At 67.3% G+C, this 21,608-nt stretch carries 26 protein-coding genes; 12 read left to right on the top strand and 14 right to left on the bottom strand.

Annotated features, from left to right (window positions below; genetic code table 11):
- Positions 1–6 precede the first annotated feature (6 nt).
- From ACLIVD_RS04845 to ACLIVD_RS04805, 9 genes are all read left to right on the top strand, one after another.
- Positions 7–756, top strand: coding sequence for a HypC/HybG/HupF family hydrogenase formation chaperone (locus ACLIVD_RS04845; RefSeq protein ID WP_016884043.1), 750 nt, complete (start codon positions 7–9; stop codon positions 754–756).
- Positions 753–1,445 (top strand): D-sedoheptulose-7-phosphate isomerase, encoded by a 693-nt coding sequence (locus ACLIVD_RS04840; protein WP_005258645.1) that lies wholly within the window; start codon positions 753–755, stop codon positions 1,443–1,445. Before ACLIVD_RS04845 ends, ACLIVD_RS04840 begins: the two co-directional genes overlap by 4 nt.
- Positions 1,442–2,542 carry a hydrogenase expression/formation protein HypE gene (hypE, locus tag ACLIVD_RS04835; protein WP_105416728.1) on the top strand — a complete coding sequence of 367 codons (1,101 nt, stop codon included), beginning with the start codon at positions 1,442–1,444 and terminating at the stop codon, positions 2,540–2,542. Before ACLIVD_RS04840 ends, hypE begins: the two co-directional genes overlap by 4 nt.
- Before the next feature lie 26 nt (positions 2,543–2,568).
- Positions 2,569–2,841: a HypC/HybG/HupF family hydrogenase formation chaperone gene (locus ACLIVD_RS04830; RefSeq protein ID WP_005244643.1), complete on the top strand. Its 273-nt coding sequence runs from the start codon at positions 2,569–2,571 to the stop codon at positions 2,839–2,841.
- A gap of 25 nt (positions 2,842–2,866) precedes the next feature.
- Positions 2,867–3,994, top strand: a complete 1,128-nt coding sequence (hypD, locus tag ACLIVD_RS04825; protein ID WP_005258643.1) for a hydrogenase formation protein HypD — start codon at positions 2,867–2,869, stop codon at positions 3,992–3,994.
- Between the two features lie 24 nt (positions 3,995–4,018).
- Positions 4,019–4,810 (top strand): DUF6390 family protein, encoded by a 792-nt coding sequence (locus ACLIVD_RS04820; RefSeq protein ID WP_491932848.1) that lies wholly within the window; start codon positions 4,019–4,021, stop codon positions 4,808–4,810.
- A 36-nt stretch (positions 4,811–4,846) separates the two neighbouring features.
- Positions 4,847–5,347: a hypothetical protein gene (locus ACLIVD_RS04815; RefSeq protein WP_283330499.1), complete on the top strand. Its 501-nt coding sequence runs from the start codon at positions 4,847–4,849 to the stop codon at positions 5,345–5,347.
- Positions 5,348–5,374: 27 nt separating this feature from the next.
- Positions 5,375–5,947: a hemerythrin domain-containing protein gene (locus ACLIVD_RS04810; RefSeq protein WP_491932042.1), complete on the top strand. Its 573-nt coding sequence runs from the start codon at positions 5,375–5,377 to the stop codon at positions 5,945–5,947.
- A gap of 96 nt (positions 5,948–6,043) precedes the next feature.
- The gene (locus ACLIVD_RS04805) at positions 6,044–6,991 is read left to right on the top strand and encodes a ScbA/BarX family gamma-butyrolactone biosynthesis protein (RefSeq protein ID WP_491932041.1); all 948 of its coding nucleotides are present in this window, start codon (positions 6,044–6,046) and stop codon (positions 6,989–6,991) included.
- Here the strand turns inward: ACLIVD_RS04805 and ACLIVD_RS04800 are convergent.
- Positions 6,988–7,635: a ScbR family autoregulator-binding transcription factor gene (locus tag ACLIVD_RS04800; protein WP_005244660.1), complete on the bottom strand. Its 648-nt coding sequence runs from the start codon at positions 7,633–7,635 to the stop codon at positions 6,988–6,990. The two genes, ACLIVD_RS04805 and ACLIVD_RS04800, sit on opposite strands and share 4 nt — an antisense overlap.
- Positions 7,636–7,670: 35 nt before the next feature.
- On the opposite strand from ACLIVD_RS04800, the gene ACLIVD_RS04795 reads away from it, so the two are divergent.
- A complete protein-coding gene (locus ACLIVD_RS04795; RefSeq protein WP_491932040.1) occupies positions 7,671–8,648 on the top strand; it encodes an NAD-dependent epimerase/dehydratase family protein in 978 nt (325 codons plus the stop codon).
- 107 nt (positions 8,649–8,755) lie between these two features.
- The gene (locus tag ACLIVD_RS04790) at positions 8,756–9,547 is read left to right on the top strand and encodes a hypothetical protein (RefSeq protein WP_283330483.1); all 792 of its coding nucleotides are present in this window, start codon (positions 8,756–8,758) and stop codon (positions 9,545–9,547) included.
- A 9-nt stretch (positions 9,548–9,556) separates the two neighbouring features.
- On the opposite strand, the gene ACLIVD_RS04785 is transcribed toward ACLIVD_RS04790, so the two are convergent.
- The 11 genes from ACLIVD_RS04785 to hypA form a co-directional block, all read right to left on the bottom strand.
- The gene (locus tag ACLIVD_RS04785) at positions 9,557–9,811 is read right to left on the bottom strand and encodes a HypC/HybG/HupF family hydrogenase formation chaperone (RefSeq protein WP_061697679.1); all 255 of its coding nucleotides are present in this window, start codon (positions 9,809–9,811) and stop codon (positions 9,557–9,559) included.
- A 3-nt stretch (positions 9,812–9,814) separates the two neighbouring features.
- The gene (locus ACLIVD_RS04780) at positions 9,815–10,327 is read right to left on the bottom strand and encodes a hydrogenase maturation protease (protein ID WP_491932039.1); all 513 of its coding nucleotides are present in this window, start codon (positions 10,325–10,327) and stop codon (positions 9,815–9,817) included.
- A 7-nt stretch (positions 10,328–10,334) separates the two neighbouring features.
- On the bottom strand, positions 10,335–10,454 hold the full coding sequence (locus tag ACLIVD_RS04775) for a DUF6893 family small protein (protein ID WP_397517833.1): 120 nt from the start codon (positions 10,452–10,454) through the stop codon (positions 10,335–10,337).
- Entirely contained in the window at positions 10,451–11,863 is a 1,413-nt protein-coding gene (locus ACLIVD_RS04770) for a hypothetical protein (protein ID WP_491932038.1), read from the bottom strand. Before ACLIVD_RS04770 ends, ACLIVD_RS04775 begins: the two co-directional genes overlap by 4 nt.
- Positions 11,860–12,507 carry a DUF6084 family protein gene (locus tag ACLIVD_RS04765; protein WP_283352946.1) on the bottom strand — a complete coding sequence of 216 codons (648 nt, stop codon included), beginning with the start codon at positions 12,505–12,507 and terminating at the stop codon, positions 11,860–11,862. The genes ACLIVD_RS04770 and ACLIVD_RS04765 overlap by 4 nt, the downstream gene beginning before the upstream one ends.
- Positions 12,504–13,148 (bottom strand): DUF5947 family protein, encoded by a 645-nt coding sequence (locus ACLIVD_RS04760; RefSeq protein ID WP_280778938.1) that lies wholly within the window; start codon positions 13,146–13,148, stop codon positions 12,504–12,506. The genes ACLIVD_RS04765 and ACLIVD_RS04760 overlap by 4 nt, the downstream gene beginning before the upstream one ends.
- Positions 13,148–14,104, bottom strand: coding sequence for a NifU-related iron-sulfur-binding protein (locus ACLIVD_RS04755; protein WP_491932037.1), 957 nt, complete (start codon positions 14,102–14,104; stop codon positions 13,148–13,150). The genes ACLIVD_RS04760 and ACLIVD_RS04755 overlap by 1 nt, the downstream gene beginning before the upstream one ends.
- Positions 14,105–14,114: 10 nt before the next feature.
- On the bottom strand, positions 14,115–15,908 hold the full coding sequence (locus ACLIVD_RS04750) for a nickel-dependent hydrogenase large subunit (RefSeq protein WP_005258616.1): 1,794 nt from the start codon (positions 15,906–15,908) through the stop codon (positions 14,115–14,117).
- Positions 15,909–15,965: 57 nt separating this feature from the next.
- Entirely contained in the window at positions 15,966–17,021 is a 1,056-nt protein-coding gene (locus ACLIVD_RS04745; protein ID WP_005244678.1) for an NADH-quinone oxidoreductase subunit B family protein, read from the bottom strand.
- A 160-nt stretch (positions 17,022–17,181) separates the two neighbouring features.
- Positions 17,182–17,991 (bottom strand): hydrogenase nickel incorporation protein HypB, encoded by an 810-nt coding sequence (gene hypB / locus ACLIVD_RS04740; RefSeq protein WP_491932036.1) that lies wholly within the window; start codon positions 17,989–17,991, stop codon positions 17,182–17,184.
- Between the two features lie 5 nt (positions 17,992–17,996).
- On the bottom strand, positions 17,997–18,326 hold the full coding sequence (hypA, locus tag ACLIVD_RS04735; protein WP_005244680.1) for a hydrogenase maturation nickel metallochaperone HypA: 330 nt from the start codon (positions 18,324–18,326) through the stop codon (positions 17,997–17,999).
- Between the two features lie 140 nt (positions 18,327–18,466).
- Between hypA and ACLIVD_RS04730 the strand changes: the two genes are divergently transcribed.
- Positions 18,467–19,729 (top strand): ATP-binding protein, encoded by a 1,263-nt coding sequence (locus ACLIVD_RS04730; protein ID WP_283330477.1) that lies wholly within the window; start codon positions 18,467–18,469, stop codon positions 19,727–19,729.
- Between the two features lie 39 nt (positions 19,730–19,768).
- Here ACLIVD_RS04730 and ACLIVD_RS04725 read toward each other — a convergent pair whose 3' ends face one another.
- Both ACLIVD_RS04725 and ACLIVD_RS04720 read right to left on the bottom strand, forming a co-directional pair.
- A complete protein-coding gene (locus tag ACLIVD_RS04725; protein WP_280778942.1) occupies positions 19,769–20,917 on the bottom strand; it encodes an acetyl-CoA C-acetyltransferase in 1,149 nt (382 codons plus the stop codon).
- Between the two features lie 13 nt (positions 20,918–20,930).
- Entirely contained in the window at positions 20,931–21,545 is a 615-nt protein-coding gene (locus ACLIVD_RS04720) for a TetR/AcrR family transcriptional regulator (RefSeq protein WP_283330476.1), read from the bottom strand.
- Positions 21,546–21,608: the final 63 nt, after the last annotated feature.

Genomic DNA, 21,608 nt, shown 5'->3' with positions numbered 1-21,608 from the left:
TAGTGAATGACCACCACCGCAGAGGCGGGCGGGCACCTTGTCGACACGGACCTGTCTGCGGATCTCGCCGCCGCAGCATTGTCACTCGCCCGCAGATTCCATGACGGCGCGACGCTCTGGGTGATCTCACCCCAGTGGGAACCGCACGCCCATCACGTCGCCGTCGAATTCGTGCATCCCGTGATCATGGGCAAACGGGCGCTGCCGTCGGTGGCACTCGTCGAACCCGATCCGGTGGCGCAGGCCCGGGTGGCGAGCAGGCCCGGCGACATCCTGCTGGCCGTGGCGTCGGCGAACGAACCCGCCGTCGTCGACGCGATGCGCCGCGCACCGGCGTGGGGCGCGATGACGCTGTGGATCGGGGCAGGCCCCCGACCTCCGGCCGGTGCGGCGAACCACATCCTCTGGGTCGACTCGGAGGATCCGATGGTGCCGGCCACCGGGCGGTTCGTCCTCATGTACCACCTGCTGTGGGAACTCACCCACGTCTGCTTCGAGCACTCGGGACTGCTGAAGCCCGACGCCGAGGAGTGCGACGAGACGGTCTGCGTCACGTGCAGCGACGAGGGGCGTCTCGGTGAGGTGGTGATCGAGCCGGCCGAACCGCTCGGACCCGCCCTGGTCCGCACCGCCGCGGGTGAGGAGTGGGTGGACGTCAGCGTCCTCGGCGACGTCCAGCCCAACGACCTCGTCCTGGTGCACGCGGGTGCTGCGATCACGCGACTCGACGACGCCGGTCAGGAGGCGAACCGATGACGACACACGACTCGGAGAGCACCAGCTTCCTCTACCCGTTCATCGACTCGGAGGAAACCGACGCCCAGAGCCTCCTCGACGACCTCGCCGCCTCCGCGCGGGGGAAGGCCGCCGAGAGCGCTCGCCTGCAGAAGGAGTCCCTCGACGAGTACGGCGACGGCCTGATCGCTGCCGGCATCGACATGGCCGACAGGTTCCGTCGCGGCGGCCGGCTCTACACGTTCGGCAACGGTGGCAGCTCCACCGACGCCGCCACCCTGGCATCGCTGTTCAGCCGTCCCGCCCGCGGACGCCCGGTGGCGGCGTGGTCGCTCGCCGCCGATCAGGCCGTGGTGACGGCGCTCGGCAACGACGTCGGTTTCGATCTGATCTTCAAGCGGCAGATCATCGCGCACGCCCGCGACCGGGACGTCGCGATCGCACTGTCGACGTCGGGCAATTCCGACGACCTGATGACCGCGCTCACCGAGGCGAAACAGCGGGGGCTGCTGACCATCGGGTTCGCCGGGCACGAGGGCGGCCGGATGGCGGCGATGGCGTCCGCCGGCGAACTCGACTTCTGCTACACCGTCCACTCGCAGAGCATCCACCGGATCCAGGAGAGCCACGCGATGCTCGGGTACCGGCTGTGGTCGGTGGCCCAGGAACACATGACGCGGCCCGCTCCCAACTCCGTGGAGGCTTCATGAGCACCACCGAACCGGCCACCTCGGCGGAACGCGAAGACCGGGTCCTCGAGCGGATCGACAAGTTCCGGCAACGCCGGCCGCGGCTGCTGGACGAGGTGGTGACCCTCGCTCACGGTGCGGGCGGGAAGTCGTCGGCGGCCCTCGTCGACGCGGTGTTCGTCGAGGCGTTCCGCAACGAGGAACTCGAGCAACTCGGTGACGCGGCCGCGCTCACCATGCCCTCGGGTGAGCGGCTCGCGTTCTCCACCGACTCGTACGTGGTTCAGCCACTGCGTTTTCCCGGCGGTTCCATCGGGCATCTCGCGGTGCACGGGACCGTCAACGATCTCGCCGTGTCCGGTGCGCGCCCGCAGTGGTTGTCCGCGGCGTTCGTCATCGAGGAGGGTTTCCCGATCGCAGAACTACGGGAGATCGTCGCCGACATGAGCGAGGCGGCCGTCCTGTCCGGCGTGCAGATCGTCACCGGCGACACCAAGGTCGTCGGCAAGGGCGCCGCCGACGGCGTCTACATCTCCACCGCCGGTGTCGGTGTCATCCCGGAGGGCAGGCGGCTGTCGGCCGATCTCGTGCGCGCCGGCGACAAGGTTCTGTTGTCGGGAACCATCGGCGCCCACGGCATGGCGGTCATGCTCGCCCGCGGTGACCTCGCCATCGAGGCCGACATCGCCTCCGACACCGCCCCGGTGAACGCGCTGGTGGAGACGCTTCTGAAGGCGGCCCCGTCGACGCGGTGGATGCGGGACGCCACCCGTGGCGGCGTCGGCACCGTGTGCAACGAACTCGCTCACGCCTGCCAGCTCGCCGTGATCGTGGACGAGCAGTCCCTGCCCATCGAGCCGCAGGTGCTGGGCGCCTGCGACATGCTCGGCATCGACCCGCTGTACGTCGCGAACGAGGGGAAGTTCGTCGCCGTCGTCGCGGCGGACGAGGCGGATGCGGCCGTCGCGGCGATGCGAGCCCACCCGCGGGGAGCCGATGCCACCGTGGTCGGCGAGATCCTGGCCGAACCGCCCGGCATCGTCGCACTGCGAACCTCGTTCGGCGGCAGCCGGATCGTCGACATGCTCGTCGGTGACCCGCTCCCCCGAATCTGCTGAAGAACAGCCCGAGAAGGAGAACCACGATGTGTCTGGGGATACCCGGTCAGGTGGTCGACATCGTCGACGCCGAACAGCATCTGGCCAAGGTGGACGTGAACGGCGTCCAGAGAACGATCAGTGTGCGACTGCTCGCCGAAGAAGGTCTCGTCGTCGGTGACTGGGTGCTCGTGCACGTCGGTTTCGCGATGGCGAAGATCGACGAGATCGAGGCGCAGCTGACGCTGGATCAGGTGCAGAAGATGGGCGCCGACTACGTGAACGAGATCGACGCGTTCAACTCGTCCGAAATCGCGTGACTACAGCAAGAACGAGGTAACAGGGATGAAGTTCGTCGACGAATTCCGGGACCCGGCGGCAGCTCGCGCCCTGGTCAAATCCATCACCGAACTGGCCCGTGGCGACGAGTTCAAGTTCATGGAGGTGTGCGGCGGGCACACCCACACCATCTACCGTCACGGCATCGAGCATCTCCTGCCGGAATCGGTTGAACTGGTGCACGGACCGGGATGTCCGGTCTGCGTCATCCCCATGGGCCGTGTCGACGACGCCATGTGGCTGGCCGAACAGCCCGGCGTCATCTTCACCACGTTCGGCGACATGATGCGGGTGCCCGGATCCAAGGGCAATCTCATCGAGGCCAAGGCCCGCGGCGCGGACGTCCGCTTCGTGTACTCGCCGCTGGACGCGCTGAAGGTGGCGCTCGACAATCCCGACCACCAGGTGGTGTTCTTCGCCGTCGGGTTCGAGACGACGGCGCCGTCCACCGCGGTGACGTTGGTGCGCGCGCGGGCGCTGGGCGTGAAGAACTTCAGTGTGTTCTGCAATCACGTCACGATCGTGCCGCCGATCAAGGCCATCCTCGAGTCCCCCGACCTGCGGTTGTCGGGCTTCCTCGGCCCGGGCCACGTGTCCACCGTGGTGGGACTGCGGCCGTACCGGTTCGTGTCCGAGGTGTACGGCAAACCGATGGTGGTCGCGGGCTTCGAGCCACTCGACATCCTCGCGTCGGTGCACATGCTGCTCCAGCAGATCCGGGAGGGCCGCTGCGAGATCGAGAACCAGTACAAGAGGGTGGTGCGCGCGGAGGGCAACGTGCAGGCACTGAAACTGATGGCCGAGACGTTCGAACTGCGGCCGCACTTCGAATGGCGTGGGCTCGGTTTCATTTCGCAGAGCGCGCTCAAGGTCCACCGCAACTACGCCGAGTTCGACGCCGAGGAGAAGTTCTCGATGCCGGGTGTGCGGGTGGCGGATCCGAAGGCGTGCCAGTGCGGTGAGGTCCTCAAGGGCGTCATCAAACCGTGGGAATGCAAGGTGTTCGGGACGGCGTGCACTCCGGAGACGCCGATCGGCACGTGCATGGTGTCCCCCGAGGGCGCGTGCGCCGCGTACTACAACTTCGGCCGGCTCCACCGCGAGACGGCGCAATTGCTGGGTCAGCGAGGCTGACCGGTGATGCCGCGCGAACACACGATGCCGTCCGGGCACCGTGTGTTCGCGCAATACGCGCACGCCCCGAATGCCCTGGGCTACTGCGGCCCTCCCGGCTCTGAGCGACTACAGGCGGTCGCGTGCGGTGGGGCGCCGGACACCGACGTGGTGGCGCTGGCGAAGCAGTTCAGCGGTGCCTGGCCGTACCAGGAGGTGATCGCCAAGCTCGCCGGAATCCCGGACCCCTTGGACGAGAGGGTTGTTCGAGCCTACTGGACCTCGGACGAACTCTCGGGCCGCATCGATCGCGCGGAGTTCGGCGCGGCACTGCTCGCCCGCCTCGCGTCGCAGGCCGGCCACTACTGGAAGCACCTCACCGAGGACCTGCTCGGGGAGGCGGCCCCCACCCACAACTTTCACGTGTTCGGCGTGTACCCGTGGTCGCGACTACTGGACACCGGGATGCCGCAGCCGCTGCAGGTTCTCGACTCGTGCCGCATCCGCTGGGGTGAGGTGGTCGGTCTCGATCACGATCGTGCCGTCGTCCGGTCGCGCCGCCTGTCGTGGGACGGCACCCGGCTGTCGCTCGGGGCCGAGCAGGACGACCCGGCCGACTACCGCGTGCCCGAGGGGGCTTTCGTGAACGACCTCACCGTGGGCGACCAGGTGGCGGTGCACTGGGATTTCGTGTGCGACCGTCTCGCCCCCGATCGGGTGGACCGGTTGCGCGAGCAGACGGAATGGCAACTTGCACAGACCAATCAGCGTCTGCTTCGGCAGGCGACCCCGTCCTCGCGGAAACGGACCGACACGAACGTTTCCCAGCTACCATGACTGGAACCCACGGCCTGTGGCCGGATCGGAGCCGACATGAAGAAGATTCTGAACTCGCTGTCCGAAGAAGAGTTCGTCCTGATCCGCGAGACCAAGAAGGCTCAGATGGCCGACTTGGACGAGGACAAGCTGATCAAATTGCACACCCGCGTCCGCCGTGCCCGCAACAAGCATGTGAAGCTGTACCGCCAGGAAGGCGCGGCGAAGGTCGCGGACAAGGGCGCGCGCGGAGCCGGTAAGGCGGCCAACAAGCGCAATGCCGACAAGGTGGAAGTCTTCGAGGCAGCGCTGAGCAGGGTGAGCGGCCAGTTGGCGACGGCTGCCCGTGCAAGCGCACGCGACCTGAAGGACGCGCGACTCGCCCGCGCCCGGAGCGACGCCCCGTCCTTCAGCGGGCTCGGCGACAGCGACGGCAAGGTCGGCTCGTCCGGCAAGGCGCGCGTCGACGCCACCCGGAAATCCTCCGGCCGCAAGAAGTTCGAAGCATCCACCATCGCCGCAGGCGCTCGGCGGCAAGCGAAGAAGGACAAGCGGTAAGTCCGATGTGCGACGATGGATCGCATCATGCCTGACATCATCGAGTTGATTTTCGACGACCACGAGTGGTTCCGACGACAGTTCGCCGCACTGGACGAACTGAAGGCTCGACGCCGGGTGGACATCACTGCCGTCGAGGCGGTGTGGACCCCGTTGGCGAAACGCCTGGATCTGCACGCTGCAGCCGAAGAGGAAATCTTCTATCCCCAGCTTCTCCGCATCGGCGAGGAGGACGCCGAGGAAGAAACCCTCGACGCGATCGGGGACCACAACGACATCCGCGACGGTGTCCGAGCCGCGGCGGGATACCCCATCCTCTCCGAGGAGTGGTGGGCGGAAGTCGGCCGAACGCGCCGGGCCAACGACGAGCACATGGCCGAGGAGGAACGCGAGGGCCTCGCTGACTTCCGGAGCGCATCGGGGGATCTTCGCGAGTCGCTCGGGCGGCGCTTCGCCGAATACTTCCTCGTTCACCGTTCCACGAAGGATGTGGACACCTCGGACAAAGATCCGCAGGAGTACGTCCGGGAGGTCGAGGAGGAACTCGACGAGGACAGCAGCGCGGGGTCGCTTCGGATCGGAAGCTTGAAGGGCCGGTAACGACGCACTCCCCACATCACAGACCGCGCGGTCTGTGTTCTATAGTTCGGCGGGTCCGCGGCATCGGGCCGACCGGTTCTGTGGGGAGATGGGGTTGTGGCGCGAGTTTCCCGTCCGGTGCCCGATGCGCTTCCCCCGATGTCGTTCGAGCGGACCGTGCCGCGCAGGTACGTCCATCGCCAGTCCGTGGCCGAGGTCTTCCTCACCGACTGTGTGTCGCTACCGGGACCGGATCGGTTCGTGGTCGCCGCGCAGTGGCCCCGCCTGCACGGCTTCTACCGCGCCCGGGGTGGGCGCTACGACACGATGCTGCTGGCGGAAACGCTCCGGCAGACCGCGATCTACCTGGGACATACCCGCTTCTCCGTTCCGCTGCCGAACCGGTTCGTCATGCAGCACCTCCGGGTGCAGGCGGTGCCCGGCGCGCTCGAGGTGGGCGCCGCGGCCGCCGACGTGATCGTCGAGGTCGCTGTGTCCGAGCACGTCTACCGCGGTGGGGCGCTGTCCGCCTTCCGCGTGGACATGCGGTTCCGGCTCGGCGGACAGGACGCCGGCACTGCAACGGGTCACGCGGCAGTGTTTCCGCCGGCCGCGTACTCGCGGGCCCGGTGGGGTGAGCACGGACCGCGGTCGATCGGGGCGCCGTGGAGTCCCGCACCCGCCCCGGCGGGGCTGGTCGGTCACGTCGACGACGCGCACGTCGTCCTGGGTCCCCGGTGTTCCGAGAACGAGTGGGAGTTGCGGATCGACGACGCGCACCCCGTGCTGTTCGACCATCCGTGTGATCACATTCCCGGGATGCTGATGCTCGAGGTATTCCGGCAGGCCGCCTGCGCCCGGCTCGACGTCCCGGAAGCACACCTCGTTTCGCTGGGCGCCACGTTCCACCGTTTCGCCGAACTCGACGAGCGGGCCACGATCCGGCTGGACGTGGTGGACGACGGCGCGCTGTCGATCCGCGGATCGTTGGTACAGGGCGGAGTGGCGGTCGTGCGAGGGACCGCGGCGCTGGCGCCTACCGCGGTGAGCGCATGCGCGCGCTAGTCGGCGTCGTCGGGTGTCCAGCGGGCCCGGCGGATCCGGGCGATGTCCTGATGCCGGGTCGCGGGCATGATCCCGGGGAGCAGGAAACCCCACATGTCGTCGACACGTTGTTCGAGATCCGTGCGCTGCGTCAACACCTGGGACACGGTCTGGACGCCGGTGAAGGCGCCGATGACGAACCGCGCCAGCCTCGGCGGGTCGATGTCCGGGAGGAGATCTCCCTGCTCGACGGCCCGCGTGGCGAGCATCTCGCAACTGTTGATCCAGTCGAGATAGGGGTCGGCGGGGCCCTGGTCGTCGGCGCTGAGTTCGAGGGTGATCCGGATACCGGCCCGCACGATCGGATCGTTCACGATCTGCCGGGCCATCTCGTGACAGAGCATCACGATCTGCTCGATCGCCGACACCTGCTCGCGGCCGATCGCCTCGACGGAGGCGATGGAGATCCGGTGTTGCTCGCCGATGATGAACCGCGCCAGGTCCTCTTTGGAGCGGAAATGGAAGTACAAGGCCCCCTTCGTGATTCCGGCGTTCTCGACGATGTTGCCGAGTCTGGCTCCTTCGAACCCCGACTTCTCGAACATCTCCGCCGCCCCGCGGACGATCTGCTGTCGGGTCGCCGCAGCACGCGCCTGCTGAACCACGTTCACACCTTTCCCTGCCGCACGAGAGAAGAACGATGACGATGAAAGCACGGACTACGCGCCCAGCGCCCGGAGAGACGGTACCAGCGTCGACCGCGACCGCCCGCGGTCGAACACGTTCCACGCCGGTCCGTGTCGCGGTGGTGGGGGCCACGGGCTTCGTCGGATCGGCCACCGTGACGGCACTGGAGTCGGCCGGAATCCACTGCACCGCGGTGGCGCGCACACCTCCACACACCGACATTCCGGGCGTCGTGTCGGCCCGGACGGATCTGACCGATCCGGCGAGCCTCGAAACAGCGCTCACCGGCGCCGATGTCGTGATCCATGCCGCCTCCTATACTGGGAACGACCCGGCGCACTGCGTCGCCGTCAACGTCGCGGGCACCGAGAATCTGCTTGCCGCCGCGGCCCGGAACGGCATCAGCCGGGTGATCTACGTCAGCACCATCGGCGTGTACGGGTCCGGGCCGCACAGCGGAATCGGCGAGTACGAGGCCACGCCCGCACCCGTCTCGGCGCTGAGCGCGAGCAGGCTGGCCGCCGAATACCGCGTCCTCGAACGGGGTGGTTGCGTCGTCCGGCCCGGCTTCGTCCACGGCCCCGGCGACCGCTGGTTCGTCCCCGGCTTCATCCGGATCGTTGAGACGTTGGGGGCCTGGGTCGACGAGGGACGATCCCGGATCTCGATCATCGCGGTGAACGACCTCGCCCGACTCCTCGCCGCCCTCGCCGCGCAGTACCCCGCACGCAACGGCGAGGTGTTCCACGCCTGCCACCGCGACCCGGTGACCGTCCGCAAACTCGGGCAGGCACTCGCGGACTCGGGCCGCCTCCGTTTGCCCGCCACGAGTCTCACCTTCGACGACGCGGTGACCGTCGGCGCCCGGCACGGTCTCACCGAACGACATCTCGACCTGATCGGCCGCGACCACTGGTACGACCCCACCCGCCTGTGGACCGCCACGGCTGCGACCGTCGGTCACGGTCCTTTGGACCACTTCCCGGCGTGACGTCCGTCGACGAGTCCAGGGACGAACACCCAGTCTTCGTCCGCCGTCCGCGAGCGGGGTGTATACCCGGATAGAGGATGATTTCCCCCACCTGACGGAGTGTCGAGATGGCCCTTCTCGCCGAGATCGTCGTGGACACCGAAGGCGACAGCCGGGTAGTGGTCCTGTTTCCCATGATGTGGTTGTTCTTCGCGGTCCTGGTCACGTTCGTCGTCACCCGGACCATCACCCGCCGTATCCGGTCGCGGTCGGGAGCGGCGCCCACGGACGACGGCGCGGAGTCGGGGGGCGGGCTGATCAACGACATCACCGTCGGCGGCGTGCACCTGCACCACCAGGTTTTCGGGATCCTGTTCATGACGCTGGCCGGGCTGGCACTGATCGCCACCACCCCGGAGGGCACCGCGCTCAACGTGTTCGCCGCCCTCTTCGGAGTGGGCCTCGCGCTCACCTTCGACGAGTTCGCGCTGTGGGTGCACCTCGACGACGTGTACTGGAGCACGTCCGGCCGGAAGTCGGTGGACGCGATCTTCTGTGCGCTCATGATCACCGGTCTGATGATCGGAGGCGCCGAACTCGTAACCGGCCGGATCGGCACCCCGGAGTGGTGGTCGTCGATCGGCTATCTGGCCATCTCTCTCGCCATCTCGGTGATCTGCATGCTCAAGGGCAAGTTTGTCACCGGGATCGTGGGGATCGTGTTCCAGCCGGTGGCGATCATCGGCGCCATCCGCCTCGCCAAACCCGACTCCTGGTGGGCGATGCGCCGCTACCCGAACAAACCGCGCCGGATGGCCCGTGCCCGGTCACGATTCGGCGAGCGCTACCACGCCCGCTGGAACCGGGCACGCGACTTCGTCGCCGGACCACCGGACGTCCGTGAGGCCGGGATGCGGTGATCTGGGCCGTCAGTCGTCGTCGGCCGTCCGCGACCGCCCCATCATCTCCAGCCCGGCCATCGCCTTCTCGGCGCCCGCCTGGTCCACCTTCTCCATGGCGAAGCCCATGTGGATGACGATCCAGTCGCCCGGTTCCAGGCGGACGTCCTCGGGCAGCATGCCGACGTTCACCTTGCGCTGTTCGCCGACGACGTCGACGAGCGCGAGTTGGTTGCCGTAGCCCTCCAGCATGCGCACCACCTGACCGGGAATACCGAGACACATGATTCAGCCCTCCGTCCCGTCCGGTTGCAGCGTTGCCGCGGAGTCGGACTCCAGCAGTTGACCCACGATTTCGAACACCATGTCGACGGCCGGTCCTACGGCGGCCTCGACCCGCGGTGAGAGCCCGATTCCCTCGCCGGTGTTCGCCACCTGGCAGCCGAGGACCACGGTCCGCGGCAGGGTTCCGCCGAGCGCGCGCAGACTCCCGAACACCGCCCCCGGATCCATGCTGTGCGCGTCCAGCGGCGCAACCGGGACGGAATCGGGTCCCACCTCGAACGCCCTCAGCGCACCGGGCTCTCCGCGGCCGGGCACCGCATCCACCAGCAGCAGGGCGCCCCACCCGTCGAGCAACTCGTAGGCCAGATGCGTTCCACGAATGCCGAAGTCGACGGCGCGGACGCCCGGCGGCAGCGACCTCGTCGCGACCCCGCGCAGCACCTCGGGTCCGAAACCGTCGTCGCCGAAGAAGATGTTGCCCACACCGGCAACCAGAACCCGCCTGCCCACCGTCACGTGCGTCTCACATTTTCCGGATACGCAGATATCGCCTGATGTCGGGTATCGCGATGACGGCGATCGCGACACCCGCGACCGCAACCAACGCCAGAGCCGCGGTGGTCATCTCTCCGAGAATCTTCATGGCTGTCCATCCTTTCCGGTGTCTGCCGAGACCGGCTCCACCTCGTCCGGGGCGAAGTACAGATACCGTCCGTACCACTCGTGCAACTCCGACGCAGGGTCGTCCTCCAGCACGACGCCGACGTGGGTGCCACCGTCGACGTCGGCGTGCACGGTCACCACGCGAGCCAGCTGTCCCGCGAAGAACAGGTCCTGGGCGTCGGCGCGCCGCGACGGGTGGATCCGCACGACAGTGCCCTTCGCCACCCGGACGCCGTTCACGATCACGCCGTCGACGTCGGGCCGAACGGCTGTGTCGGCGTCCGGATCCCACCACGGCGTGTCGTCGGTCAGTTCCGGGACGAGACCCATGTCGGGGAGGCCCGGGTCCGGGAGGTGCGGGTCCGGGAGGTGCGGATCTCGGAGGATGCCGTGCATCTGGGCGAGCGTCGCCGGCGACATCTGGTCGCACCGGTCGATGATCTGGGCGGCCAGCGGGTCGGTGGCGCGGGCCTGCCGCTTCTCCTCCTCGGTGAGGGTCATGACGCGCAGTGTGAGGATCTCGTCGATCTCGGTGGCGTCGAACAGTGCCCCGTCGCTCTGCTCGGCCACCTCGGGGTGGTCGTACAGGATGATCGGCGACACCAGGACGAGGTCCGTCTCCCCCGGCAGCCCGGCCAGCACCGGGTAGCACCGTTCGTGCGCGCACGTGCCCGCGAGTTGCTCCGCCTCCGCGGGAGGTTCGAGGAGTGAGACGAACTCGGTGTTCTCGGCCGCCAGGATCAGATGGGCGCCGATCAGCGACTGTCGGATCGCCCAGTCCTTGTCCCAGCCGGCGGCGTCTTGCGCGGTGGTCACGTTCTCGACCGACACCCGCACCCGGTTCAGCCCGTCGACGCCGTCGCTGCCCACCGTCACGACCGCGTGTGCGGGCCACCGGGTGCGCACCACGCGGCCGGCGAGGGATCCGTCCTCGCCCCGCAGTTCCTCCACGTCCGTGCCGCCGTCGATGTGGACGTCGAGGTTGCGTTCGCCCGGCCACTCCGCGGGGCGCAGGGTGCCGAGATCGAATTCGCGCTCCACCGCCTCGTCCCAGCTGAGCCAGCTCGCGCCCGCGACGGTCAGCTCGTCGACGGGAACGAACTCCGCCGAGTCCGCCACCGCGCGTTCGATGCTTCGCACCTGGAGTTGCAGGAAGCGGAGGGTGACGTTCACCCCCGCTCCGTCGCCTGCCTGCATCAGGGTCTGACAGGACATGCGCGGTTCCTCGCCGACCCCCGACTCCGCCGCACCCGACGGTCCGAGGACGCCGAACTGCCACCGCGACTGATTCTTCGACGAACTCGCACGATACGGATACAGCAGGTAGCCCTCGTACAGGACCGCGTCGGCCACGGCACGTACTCGCTGCAGGGACGCCGGGGAGATCATGCGATCACCTCCCCGGCTCCCTGCAGCAGGTCCGAAATGGCGACGTCCAGTCCGATCAGACCGTGCGCCGCCTTGTAGCGCGCCAGCGCGGCGAGCGTGTCGTGGTCGAGGCGCACCCACCCCGTGTTCGGGTAGTGCGCCCGAACCAGTTCGCGCCACACGCCGACCGGCAGGTCGTAGGTCGACTCGCGGTCCCACGGGATCCGTTCCACCCCGAAACCGGCGACCCCGCGGGTGAAGACCGTCCCGCTGAACAGGAACACCAGCGGCACCGTCGACCCGGCCTCGTCCAGGGCGTGCAGATACTTCGATGCCGTCACCTCGAAGTCGTACGTGCACGGCAGCGGCAACTCCACCACACTCGACCCGGTGAACCCCTGGGCCACGGTGCTGGTCTGCATCCATTGGAAGGGTTTGAGCGTGGCCGTCCACCGCTCACGGGGCCCGAACAGATCGAGGAGGCCCTCCGCCTCACCGTCCGTGTAGCGGCGGCGTTGCGGGTCGATGCGGACCTGGCACCGGACGGCCATCGCGTGCACGGCGGCACCGCTGGACTCCGTCACCTCTACTCGCGCGGTGAGATTCGGCGCAACCGCGAACGGTTCCGGGAACACGTCCTCCACGTGGAACGACAATTCGGTCACGTCGGCTCCTTCGCGACGCGACTGCGTGCACGCACCGTCTCGAAGAACGTGTCGATGACCCGGCGGGCGTCCTGGCCGCCGTCGAATCCCCTCCACACCTGCCGCAATTCGCCCACCAGCTGGTAGCAGGCGTCGATGGGGACGAGGTAGCACTCGGGGTCGCCGCCACCGTGCTCGGGGACCCGCAGCAGCAACGCTTCCGTGTCGGCGGACAGCCGGCCGAGGGCCGGGTTGGCGGCGAGGACGCCGTCCCAGGCGTCGAGGGGCAACTCCGATTCGGTGGCGCCTGCCGGACCGGGATAGAAGGCGACGGTCTTGGCCAGCAGCGAGTTCCGGAACACGAAGGCGAGCCCGACGGGGATCTCCAGTTCGTCCCAGCGGCCCGGTGCGAGTTCGAAGTCGGGAAACGACAGGTAGCGTTCCGGGACGGCCCGGAAGCGCAGTTCGGCGCTCTCGTCGGTGAACAGCAGGTAGCACCCACGGCACACGCACATCAGTTGCCGATCCTGAACGTTCACGACGTGCTGATGCGCGTCCGCGATCGGCACGGCGCACATGTCGCACCGTTCCCCGACCACCGGTGCGGGCCGCTCGGACGCGATGCGCTGCAGGATGCGCAGCCCGTTCCCCGACGGGCTCATCACGCCACCTCCGCGGCGGGCACCGCGACGGACACGACCCCGTCACGCACGAGGACCGGCAGCGGCGACAGCGGTTCGGCATCGGCGTCACCGTCCAGGCGGAGGCCCGCCCGGCGCGGGTCGAAGTGTGCCCGGCACGACGGACAGCGCAGCACCGCGTCACCCACCTGCCCACCCGCCTTCCGTTGCAGCGTGGCCCCGGCCAGCGAGTTGGTGCAGGCGGCGCAGCGGTCGCGGTAGGCGAACAACTGCTCCCCGATCCGGCACACCAGAATCGGGAGCCCGGCCACGGAGAATCCGGCCACCTCACCGGGCGCGAGGTCCTCGAGTTCGGGCACCGACACCCACGTCCCGGTGCCACTCGATCCGTCAGACCCGTCCGGATGAACATGGGAGAACAGCGATTCCGCGGCAATCAGCCCGGACCCGGCCGCGGGGGTGGCACCCACCACCTCGATGTCCACGGTCTCCGGTGCGGCGGCCAGCACGGCGTCCTTGACGGCGAGTTCCAATGTCACCGCCGAGGACGGACAGCTCTGACAACTGCCGGTCAGCCGAAGCCGCACCACACCCGCCACCACGCCGAGCAGTTCGACGTCGCCGCCGTGGGAGCCCAGATAGGGGCGCACACTGTCGAGTGCTGTCGCGACCCTCGTCTCGACGTCGTGCGGATGGAGTCCGTTCACCAGCAGCAGACTGGCCACGAGTTCGTCGCCGGCGAGTCGTTCGACGAGATCGTCGTCGCGGTCGCCGATGATCTCGAGGACACGCTGCAGCCCGGCGCCGTAGAGTTCGACCACCTCGCGGACCAGTTGCTCGGCGCGCTCACGTGCCACCGAGCCACCTGTCGAACTCGCGTCCAACAGGCTGTCGATCCTCTCGCCGGCTGTCCGCCACCGATCGGGGTCGTCTCCTACTTCGTCACTCCCCCACGTCTCCGATCCGCCACTCTCCATGCGTACCTCGTCACTCGCCGGTCACGGACTGGGTGGGCGAATGCAGCTTCTCCAGCGTCTTTCCCTCGCCGAGATACATGTGCACGCCACAGGGCAGGCAGGGATCGAAACTGCGGACGGTCCGCATGATGTCGATGCCCTTGAAGTGCTCCCGATCGTTCTCCTCGAAGATCGGCTGACCCTGCACCGCGTCCTCGTACGGCCCCGGCGTACCGAAGCTGTCGCGGGGATTGGCGTTCCATGGGGTCGGCGGATACGGGTGGTAGTTCGCGATCTTGCCATCGCGAATGACCATGTGGTGCGACAGGACTCCGCGCACCGCCTCCGTGAAGCCGCAGCCGATGCCCTCGTCGGGGACCTCGAACTTCTCCCACGTCTTCGTGTGCCCGGCCCGGATCTCGGCGAGCGCCTTCTCCGCGAAGTGCAGCGCACACGCCGCCGCGTACGCTTGGAAGTAGGTCCGCGCCCGGTCACGCTCGATCGTGTTGCTGCCGTACTGCGGGATCTTCCATTCGAACTCGACCGGGCCCTTCAGCGCGGTCTTCGGCAGGTTGATCTTCACGCTGTGACCGGTCGACTGCACGTACCCGATGTCGACGAGGCCCGCGAGGGCGGTACTCCAGAGTCGGGCCAGCGGCCCGCCGCCGGTGTCCAGCGCGAGATGGTCGGTGCCGTCGAACCACCGCGGCGACATCACCCAGCTGTACTTGTCTTCCATGTCGCGTTTCTGCGGGTGCGGGTTGGTGTGCTGGTTCCACGGATGCCTGCGGTCGACCGGGTTCCCGAGCGGATCGTTCTTCACGAACATCTCCTGGTCGGTCCAGTCGTCGTAATACGAACTGCCCAGCAGGATTCGGATACCCAGATTGATGTCGACGAGGGACGTCGTGATCAGTTTGCCGTCCACCACGATGCCGGGCGTGACGAACATGGCCCGTCCCCACTTCTCCATGTCCTTGTAGGAGAAGTTGCACACCGCGGGATCCTGGAACGACCCCCAGCAGCCGAGGAGCGTCCGGCGCAGGCCGACCTTCTCGTAGCCGGGCATCGCCTCGTAGAAGAAGTCGAACAGGTCGTCGTGCATGGGGACGACCTTCTTCATGAACTCCACGTAGCGCATCAGACGCGTCGTGTAATCGGTCATCAACTGGATCGTCGCGACCGTGCCCACGCCACCCGGATACAGGGTGGACGGATGGACGTGCCGACCTTCCATGAGGCAGAACATCTCTCGCGTCCACCGGCTGACCTGCAACGCCTCCCGATAGAACTCGCCGGTGAACGGGTTGAGCGAACGCATGATGTCGGCGATGGTCTTGTAGCCGTGCTCGCCGGCGTGCGGCGCCTCCGTCTTCTCGGCCTGCGCGAGCACCCCCGGATTGGTCTCGGAGACCATCTTCTCGCAGAAGTCCACACCGACGAGGTTCTCCTGGAAGATGTTGTGGTCGAACATGTATTCCGCGGCCTCGCCGAGGTTGACGATCCACTCGCCGATGTGCGGGGGCTGCACGCCGTAGGCCATGTTCTGGGTGTAACACGAACACGTCGCATGGTTGTCACCACAGATGCCGCAGATGCGGCTGGTGATGAAGTGGGCGTCGCGCGGGTCCTTACCCTTCATGAAGATCGAATAGCCGCGGAAGATCGACGAGGTGCTGTGGCACTCCACGACTTCCTTCTGCTTGAAATCGATCTTCGTGTAGATGCCCAGGCTGCCCACGATGCGCGTGATCGGATCCCACGCCATCTCGACCAGGCCGTCGGATTCCGACTTGTGCGAAGGTTCCGGAATGATCGTTGTCATCGACGTACCTCTCAGTGTTCGAGGCCGTCGGACTACCGCCCGAGACCCCGAGCGGGACTACCAGGTGCGTGTGGCGCCCGTGGTCAGTTTCGTACCGCGACTGCGCCAGTGCGGCTCTTTGTCCAAGGTGGTCTTGGTGATCTTGCGGAGACTCCGAATGGCGGATCCGTACAGTCCGGACGCCGCAGTGGAGATCTTGCCGCCCGGCGGTTCGTCCATGAACGGCATGAACTTGTCCGGGAATCCCGGCATCGTGCACCCGATGCAGATACCGCCCACATTCGGGCACCCACCGACACCGTTGATCCAGCCCCGCTTCGGGACGTTGCACTTGACGACCGGACCCCAGCACCCCAGCTTCACGATGCACTTGGGCGAGCCGTACTCGGTGGCGAAATCACCCTGCTCGTAGTAGCCGGCGCGGTCGCAGCCCTCGTGCACCGTGGCCCCGAACAGCCACTGCGGACGCAGAGCGTCGTCGAGCGGAATCATGGGCGCCTGCTCGGTGGCCATGTAGAGGAGATACGTCAGCGTCTCCGACAGATTGTCCGGTTGGATCGGGCAGCCGGGTACACAGACGATCGGGATGCCCGCCTTCGACTTCCAATCCCAGCCGAGATAGTCGGGAACGCCCATCGCACCGGTCGGATTCCCCGCCATCGCGTGGATACCGCCGTATGTGGCGCACGTCCCGGCCGCGACGATCGCCGTCGCCTTCGGAGCGAGACGATCGAGCCATTCACTCGTCGTCACCGGCTGACCGGTCTCGGGATTGTTGCCGAAACCGCACCAGTAGCCCTCGTCGTGAAGTTGCTCGTTCGGGATGGAACCCTCCACCACCAGGACGAACGGTTCGAGTTCGCCGCGATCCGCCTTCCAGAACCACTCCAGGAAGTCGTCGGCGCCGCCCTCGGGGCCGTTCTCGAAGTCGATCAGCGGCCAGTGAACGGCCACTTTGGGCAGGCCCGGCAGGGCTCCCAGAGCAATCTCCTCGACACTGGGCTGCGTCGCAGCCGTCAAGGCCACCGAATCGCCGTCGCAACTGAGTCCCGCATTGATCCACAGCACGTGAATCAGGGTGTCCTCGGCGTTGATTGCTTCCTGTGTCGGCATATCAGGTCGCTTTCCGGAGTGAACACAACTCCTGTCGCCACCGGAGTCGACCGTCGGCCCACCTGTGTGGCGCTGATATTTATTTAGCTCCGCCGCCGAGCGGATGTCAACGGTCCTCGGCGCGTCGCACCGGGCAGTTCGACCCCGTCGTGTAGGGGCGTCATTGCTTCGCAATCCAGTCGTACCACTGCGCAATGCCCCGGCCCGTCGTCGCCGACAACGTGATCACCTGCAGGTCGGGGTTCACCGACCGGGCGTATTTCGTGCAGAGATCGACGTCGAAGTCCACGTACGGCAACAGGTCCGCCTTGTTCACGATCACCAGGTTCGCCGCCGCGAACATGTGCGGATACTTGAGCGGCTTGTCCGTCCCCTCGGTCACCGAGATCACCACCACCCGGCTCTTCTCACCGAGATCGAACAGTGCCGGACAGACGAGGTTCCCCACGTTCTCGATGAACAGCAGCGAGTTCGGCTCGGGGTCGAGGGCGGTCAGCGCGTCCCGCATCATCTCGGCGTCGAGATGACACCCGGCGCCCGTGTTCACCTGCACCACAGCACATCCCGTCGCCTTGATGCGGTTGGCATCGAGCATCGTCTCCTGGTCACCCTCCACCACCGAGACGCGTCGCTGCCCACCAATGTCGGCGATGGTGCGTTCGAGCAGCGTCGTCTTCCCCGATCCCGGCGAGCTCATCACGTTCAGCGCGAGCACCCCGCGTCCGGCCAGCCAGCCCCGGTTGCGCTCCGCAGTGAGGTCGTTCTTCGCCAGCACCTTCTGCTCGAGGGTCACCGTCTCGGTTGCCTGCTCGTGGGGGTGTTCGTGAGTATGCGGGTGCTCGTGGTCATGCGGGTGATCGTGGTCGTGCGGGTGGTCGTGGTCGTGCGGGTGGTCGTGGTCGTGCGGGTGCTCGTGGGGCACCGTGATCCTGGTTCCGGTCTCGTCTCCGCATCCACAGGTGGCACACATTTGCGTCAGCTCACTTCCATAGAGAGGATTCGTAGTTCCCGACCCGACGTGACCTCCACGTCCGCACTTCCGCACGGGCACAGCAACACCAGGTCCGTGAGCGCGAAATCCTCGCCGCACTCACGGCAGTGCGCACCGCCCGGAGTGTGGTCGATGTCGAGGCGGGCACCGTGCGCGACGGTCCCTTCGGTGACCAGTTCGAAACAGAACTGCATCGAATCGGCGACCACGGCCGTCAACGCCCCCACCTGTACGCGCACACTGTGGACCGTCCGTCCCGCGGCGGTCTCGCAGACGGCGTCGACGACGCTCTGGGTGATTGCCAACTCGTGCATCACGGCCCCGTTCAGGACTCGTCACCTGTGGATTCGAGCGTAGCGCTTCGCGCCCGTGAGTACTTATTAACCGCCCGCGGTTAATAAGTACTCACGGCAGACGTAGTCTGAGGATCCGCCATCCACTTCAGGGAGGGCGCATGGACGCCTGGACCATCCGAGACTTCGAACCGGAGGATCTCGAGGCTGTCGTGCGCATGGACAGCAGTTCCACCACCACGGACCAACTGCCCCTGTTCGCACTCTCGGACGTGGTGGGGAGTCTGTTGAACCGTCACCCCGCGGTCGTCGCGACGAGGGACGGGCACATCATCGGGACGGCGGTCGCTCGCGTCGATGAGGACCGCGCCTGGGTCATGCGGATCTCCCTCGATCCCGAATGGCGTGGGCAAGGGCTCGGCAGCGCCCTGTTGTCGCAGCTCGAGCACCGGCTCCTCGCCAGAGGAGTGCGACGGGTGGCCGCCCTCCTCCCCGAAGGGGAGACCGGTGCCACCGCGCTGAGCAATTCCGGATTCACCGCCCGCAGCGGAGTCACGTACTACGAGAAACTCGGGACGGTGTCGCCCCGCACGGCCGGGGTCCTGGCGACGCTCGGCGGCGCGGTACCGCCCGCCGGACTGTGGAAACAGGTCGCCGGCATGACGCGGGAGAAATCGCTGATCGAACGCAAGATCGTGCTCCCGCTGTCGCGGCCCGCGCTGGCCGCCGACCACGGCGTGGCACCGCCGCGCGCCGTGGTCCTGTTCGGACCACCGGGAACCGGGAAGACGACGTTCGCGCGTGCCATCGCCAGCCGGCTCGGCTGGCCGTTCGTCGAGCTGTTCCCGTCGCGGCTCGCGGCCGGCGAGAATGGTCTCGCCGCCGGTCTCGGGGAGGCGTTCACGTCGATGGGCGAACTCGAGCACGTCGTCGTCTTCATCGACGAGGTGGAGGAGGTGGCGGCGCGGCGCAGGCCCGGATCGCAGTCCGTAGGGGTGGTGAACGAACTGCTGAAGTCGATCGTCCACTTCCGTGAACGCGGCGGACGGTTGCTGGTGTGCGCCACCAATTCCGTTCGCGCACTGGATGATGCGTTCCTACGTCACGGACGTTTCGACTACGTGCTGCCGATCGGCGCGCCCGACGCGGAGGCCCGGCACGCCCTGTGGGAGCGCTACCTCGGCAACGAGCAGGTCGACGTGTCCGCCCTCGTTGCCGCGACCGAGGGCTACACGCCCGCCGACGTCGCGCACGCGGCACGGACCGTTGCGCAGGCGACGTTCGAGTGCAGCGTCGACTCGGGTGGACGCTGCCATGCCGGCACCCAGGACTACCTGGACGTGATCGGCACGGTGCGTCCCACCCTCACCGCCGAGATGATGCAGGCGTTCACGGAGGACATCGCCGGTCACGCCCGCACCTGACCTGTGAGTACTTGTTAACCGCCCGCGGTTAACAAGTACTCACAGGCGTTCGATGATGGTGGCGTTGGCAGTGCCGCCGCCTTCGCAGATGGTCTGCAGACCGTAGCGGCCTCCGGTGCGCTCGAGTTCGTTGAGGAGGGTGGCCATCAGCTTCGTGCCGGTCGCGCCGAGTGGGTGGCCGAGGGCGATCGCGCCGCCGTTGACGTTGACCTTCGCCGGGTCGGCACCGATCTCCTTGATCCATGCGAGGACGACCGGCGCGAAGGCCTCGTTGATCTCGATCAGGTCGATGTCGTCGATGCTCAGGCCCGTCTTTTCCAGCGCGTAACGCGTGGCCGGGATCGGGGCGCTGAGCATGAAGATCGGGTCGGCGCCCCGGGCGCTGAGATGGTGGATGCGGGCACGGGGAGTCAGGCCGTACCTCTCGACCGCTTCCGGTGAGGCCAGCAGCACCGCACTCGCACCGTCGGAGATCTGGCTCGCGACTGCGGCCGTGAGACGTCCCCCGTCGGTGAGGGTCTTCAGCGCCGCCATCTTCTCGAGGCTGGTCTCGCGGGGACCCTCGTCCGTCGTCACGTCACCGAACGGGACGATCTCGCGGTCGAAGCGACCTTCGGCGATGGCCGTCCGCGCCCGCTCGTGGCTCTGCAACGCCCAGCGCTCGAGTTCCTCGCGGCTGATGTCCCACTTGTCCGCGATCAGTTCGGCGCCGTTGAACTGCGACACTTCCTGGTCGCCGTAGCGTTCCGTCCAGCCCGTCGATCCGCCGAACGGGGTGTCGAATCCGTACTGCTGACCGACCATCATCGCCGAGGCGATCGGGATCTGGCTCATGTTCTGCACACCGCCTGCGACGATCAGGTCGGCGGTGCCGCTCAGGATCGCCTGCGCACCGAAGTGCACGGCCTGCTGACTCGACCCGCACTGCCGGTCCACCGTGACGCCCGGGACCTCTTCCGGGTAGCCGGCAGCCAGCCACGCGGTGCGGGCGATGTTGCCCGCCTGCCCGCCGATCGCGTCGACGCAACCGAAGACGACGTCGTCGACACCGGCCGGGTCGATGCCCGTGCGCTCGACGAGGGCCTTGATGACGTGCGCACCCAGGTCGGCGGGATGCACGCCGGACAGGCCGCCGTTCTTCTTGCCGATCGGTGTGCGGACGGCGTCGACGATGTAGGCCTCGGTCATGTGAAACTCCTAGTCAGTGGTGGGGACTCGCAAGTCCGTCGAGGACGATCGAAAGGTATTGCTTGGCCACGGTGTCGACCGTGACGGAGCCACCGGGCCGGTACCAGCGGACGGCGACCCAGGCGGTGTCGCGGAGGAATCGAAAGGCGAGCTCGACGTCGATGTCGGACCGGAAGCTGCCGTCCTTCACACCCGCCTCGAGCACACCCATCCACAGCTCGCGGAATTCGGTGTTCAGTTCGGACAGGTACCCGAAACGCTCGTTGGCGACGAGGTGCTTCACCTCGTCCTGGTAGATCGCGACCGCGGAATGCGACGCGTCGATCGCCTCGTACGACGTGGTGACCAGTGCTTCGAGGGTCGCGCGACTGTCGAGTCCGGACGCGACGATCTCGCGGTACTTGCCGAACAGGTCGTCGAGGAAGCCCCGTAGAATCTCGTCGACCATCGACTCCTTCGAGTCGAAGTGGTGGTACAGGCTGCCCGACAGGATGCCCGCGGCGTCGGCGATGTCGCGCACGGTGGTGGCCCGCAGGCCGCGTTCGGCGAACAGGGTGGCCGCGATGTCGAGGAGTTCGGTCCGGCGTCCGGACTTGCCGGACGTGTCGTCGGCGGGGGGTGGCGTCATCGTCACATCCTATCAACCAAGCGCTTGTTAGGGCCTTCGGCCCCGTGCGCCTTTCTGGTTGCT

The organism is Rhodococcus sp. G6(2025), from assembly GCF_058628105.1.
The sequence above is the reverse complement of the archived record's forward strand: the minus strand, read 5'-3'. Positions and strand labels throughout refer to the sequence as shown.